This window comes from Mycobacterium sp. E3305 (genome assembly GCF_001666785.1).
In the GTDB taxonomy this organism is placed as follows: domain Bacteria; phylum Actinomycetota; class Actinomycetes; order Mycobacteriales; family Mycobacteriaceae; genus Mycobacterium.
In genome coordinates this window covers 1-4,251 of record NZ_LZJA01000307.1, presented here as the reverse complement: position 1 = coordinate 4,251, position 4,251 = coordinate 1, and the positions used below count along the sequence as shown (strand labels likewise).

General features: G+C 65.0%; 2 protein-coding genes. Both read left to right on the top strand.

The annotated features are described in order from the left end of the window. The first annotated feature begins 475 nt into the window (after nucleotides 1–475). A complete protein-coding gene (locus A5701_RS26690) occupies nucleotides 476–1,561 on the top strand; it encodes a methyltransferase (protein WP_067761276.1) in 1,086 nt (361 codons plus the stop codon). Between the two features lie 430 nt (nucleotides 1,562–1,991). Next, nucleotides 1,992–4,055, top strand: coding sequence for a bifunctional diguanylate cyclase/phosphodiesterase (locus A5701_RS26685; protein WP_231968793.1), 2,064 nt, complete (start codon nucleotides 1,992–1,994; stop codon nucleotides 4,053–4,055). Nucleotides 4,056–4,251 lie beyond the last annotated feature (196 nt).

The window sequence follows — 4,251 nt, the reverse complement described above, 5'->3', positions numbered from 1 at the left end:
GCCGCGAATGATGCGTCACGCGGCAAGGGCGACGGCTAGACCGGTTCTATTCTGCCCCAACGCGATTGGCGATAAGCACCCTGATGGCGCGCCCCTCGCCGTTCGACCGTAGCCGCTTTACCCCGCCGCGACGCCCAAAGGCGGTCCAACCGTGGCTGCCGGAACGCATCCGGTCGCCGTTACCGCGGTGAATGCGAGGATCGCCGCAACGACGACCTTCGTGACCAGACGTGACATGACGGCCTCCGCTCATCCGACCCCCTTGTCAGAACTATAGGTCGAACGCGCCACTATTTCAATCACTGTTGAAATATTCCCGATCTCCGGGCATAGTTCGAAGCGGGTTCGAGGGTTTACAGCACGAGCGCTGAGGCGAACGAGTTTGACTGCTCTATCGTGGCTTTCCTGGCGCGCGCGAGGGCAGTCGCCGGTACGAAGCGTCCATGATGGCGATGCCAGGGAGAAGGGGAGTCACGTGACGTCGAAGGTTCCGCCGGTCAGTGTCGCGCGAGCCGTCGAACGGGTCCGCCACCAGTTGTCGCGGCTGCGCCAACGCTCCGCTCCGCCCGCGGCGGTGATGATGGAGTTGATCCTGAACGCTTGGGTCGCGCAAGCGATCACGTCCGCAGCGGACCTTGGCGTGGCGGATGCCCTGGCGGGCGGCCCGCTGTCCGGCGACCAGCTGGCAGACCGGATCGGCGCCGACGCCGACGCCCTGAGGCGGCTCATGCGCGCGTTGATCGGCATCGGGATCTTCCGGCAGCGCCGTGACGGGCGCTATGCGCTCACCCCACTGGGGGACACGCTGCGCACCCACGCGCCCATCTCGATGTCCGGGATGGCGCGGTGGGTCGGATCGCCGCAGCATCGCGAGCACTGGAGCCACCTGACCGATGCGATCCGGACCGGGAAGGCGGTCATCCCAGAGCTTCGCGGCAAACCGGCCTTCGAGTACCTGGCCGAGGAAGGGGAGCTGGCGGAGATCTTCAACACGGCCATGACCAATGTGTCCGAATTCGCGACCGTGCCTTTGACGGCCGCCTACGACTTCGATGCCTTCGGCACGATCGTCGATGTCGGCGGCGGACACGGTCGACTGTTGGCGGCGATCCTGCAGACGGCTCCGAATTCGCGCGGGGTGCTGTTTGATCTTCCGGAGGTCGTGGCGGGCGCCCCGGAGTTGCTTCGCAAGTACGGTGTCGACCACCGCGTCCGGATCGAAAAGGGCTCGTTCTTCGATTCCGCACCGGAGGGCGGCGACGCGTATGTGCTCAAGAACGTCATTCACGACTGGCCCAAGGACGACGCGGTGCGCATCCTCACCAATGTCCGCGCCTCAGCTCGCGCCGGTGTGCGCCTGTTGCTCTGCGAGTTCGTCATTCCCGAGCACGACCGCGACTTCCACGGCAAGTGGGTGGACCTCGAGATGCTGGTCGTCGCCGGCGCTCGCGAACGCACCGCGGACGAATACGGCCGGCTGTTGGACCAAGCCGGTTTTCGCTTGACTCACGTCGTCGAGACCGTATCTCCGCTCAGCATCATCGAGGGAATCGCGGTGTAGCCGAGGCTATGCGGCATCCCGCACTACCCAGGCACAGATTCGTCTCGCGCCAGCGCGACGCACTGCCCGAGTTCCCTGGCCGGATGGCCATCTGCCAGGCCTTCAGGCGATTCCGCCTCATCTTTGCTGCAAAACTCTTTGAGGTTTCCCTGGCATAAGCGATAACGGTCCCAGCGCCGCCCTGTTCTGCCAAGATCTACACGTCATACCGCGGGCTGGAGGGGGCGCGTTGCGGTTTTTGAGCCGCCGCATGGGTTACGGGCTGTCGGCTGTCGTCGTTGCTGCGGCAGCATTCAATGCGTTCGGGTTGTGGGGGGTGGCGACGGCACAGCGGGCGCAGTTCGTTCTTGAAGCGATGTTGTGCGTTGTGGCGCTACTCGCCGGGCTGGTTGTCGTTCGACGGGTAGCCGCCCGTGCACGATGGTGGCGCGTGACCCTGCTGGCAGCCATCGCCACCTTCCTCGCCGCCGAGGCCCTATCCCAGCGAGTCCGGGTGGCCGATATCGGCGCGACGGCGCCAACGTCCGCGGTCGTCGGCTATTTCGTTGCCGGCCTGCTGTTCGGCGCGGCGATACTGCTGCTGGTACGGTCCGGTGACGGAGCGCTGGCGCGAACGTGGATGGTGGGACGGCAGAACGTAATCACCACCGCCCTTGATGGACTGCTGGCGACTCTGGCGTTCTTCCACCTGGTCTATGTCGCCCGGCTGGGGGCCATGCACGGAGCCGCCTTGCCACGGTCGACCAACACCGCAGTCGTAACCGGTATCGCGGTAGTCGAGATCGTCGTGGTGGTGAGCGCCCTGCTGCTGGCGATGTGGTATCCGCCGTATCGGCCGGGCCGGACCAATTACATGCTGCTTGCCGCCGCGGTGATCACCCTGACGTCTTCGGACCGGCTGCTGGCCTACCTTCGCAGCGTCGGAGTGACGCAACTGGACTTGTGGGTCGGCACCGGATTCGTCATCGCGCCGCTGCTGATCGCATGGAGTTTGTTGGATTTTCCGCCACGCGCCCGCCCCGAGCACGAAGAAGAGATACCGATCAACTGGGCGCAGCTCACCCTGCCGTACGTGGGATTCATGGGCAGCACCGCTCTCGTCACTTTCCACGAGCTCATCGGACACCAAGTCGATCCCGTCTTCATCGGCACGTATGTTGCGATGGCCGTGCTCGTCTCGACCCGCTACCTGGTGGCGATGCGCGTGCAGCGGACGCTCACCGAACAGCTCATCGACGCCAAAAGCCGCCTCGCTCATCAGGCTCATCACGATCCGTTGACCCACCTGCCCAATCGGTTGTTCTTGGCGCAGCGGCTGAACGAAGCCATACGCGATGGACCGTTCGTACTGATCTTCGTCGACATCGACGATTTCAAAGTGGTCAACGACCGATTCGGGCACGCGGCCGGTGATGAGCTGCTATGCGCGATCAGCGGGCGGCTCAGGGATTGCCTTGGCGCCGACGACACACTGGCTCGTGTCGGCGGAGACGAATTCGCCATCCTCATCACGGGTGTCGTGGACGCCCCCGAACTCGTCGCCGATCAGCTGCGGCTTGCCCTTCGCAGCCCGTTCTCGGTACACGGCACGTCGGTGCGGGTGCGTGCCAGCATGGGCCTGGTGAGTCCCGGATGCGACGGTCTGCCTCGTACCTCCGATGATCTCCTGAGGCAGGCCGACATCTCGATGTACACCGGAAAGCGGCTGGGCAAGGACACCGCGGTGGTCTACCGGCCGGCGTTCACCGAGGCCGAGGATTTCCCGACGGCGCTCCGGCAAGCGAACGGTGGTGCTCCACAAGGCTTTCGGCTGAAGTACCAACCGATCGTCGGCCTGCCGGAGGGCAACCGAGTCGCCGTCGAGGCGCTTGCCCGCTGGACCACACCGAGCGGCATCCAGATTCCTCCCCAGACCTTCGTGTCCCTGGCCGAAGCCAACGGCATGGGGGCGGAACTCGATGCCCTGGTACTCGATCGAGCCTGCGCGGACATCAACTCGTCCGGCATCGCACTGGACGTTCACATCAACATCGGTGCCGCGCGATTGGGCAGCGTCGATTTCGAACGGGTGATCAGCCGCACGCTCGACCGGCACGGGCTGCCGCCGCAACGCGTCGTCCTGGAGATCACCGAGACGGTGCCCATTGTGGACCTCGCCGACGCCGCGGCGGCCATCAGGCGACTCAATGGCCTGGGCCTCAGAGTGGCCCTGGACGACTTCGGCGCCGGGTACAACTCGCTGACCTATTGGCACGAGTTGCCGGTGCAGATCGTGAAACTCGACCGCGGGCTGGCGACAGGTGTCGAGCCGGGACGTAACCTCACGCTGTATCGCTCAGTCATCGGGCTCTGTGAAGCCCTGGGCCTCAAGGTTATTGCCGAGGGAATCGAAACCGCTGAGCAGGCTGAGACAGTCTTCATGGCCGGATGTGGCCTGGCGCAGGGCCATCTGTTCGGTCGGGCCGCCGACCTGAGTGACTTCGTCGCGTCTTAGCCGCTTCAGCTCGCGTCCGTCGGTCCGAGCTCACACGCCCTGCTCGAATGCGGACTTTCGGAGCCAGCGGTCGATCAGGACGCGATGAACGAGAGCAGATCCGGGTTGAGCACATCCGCGTGTGTGGTCAGCATGCCGTGCGGGTAGCCGGGATAGGCCTTCACGGCGCCGTTCTGAAGGAGGTCGACCGCCCGGG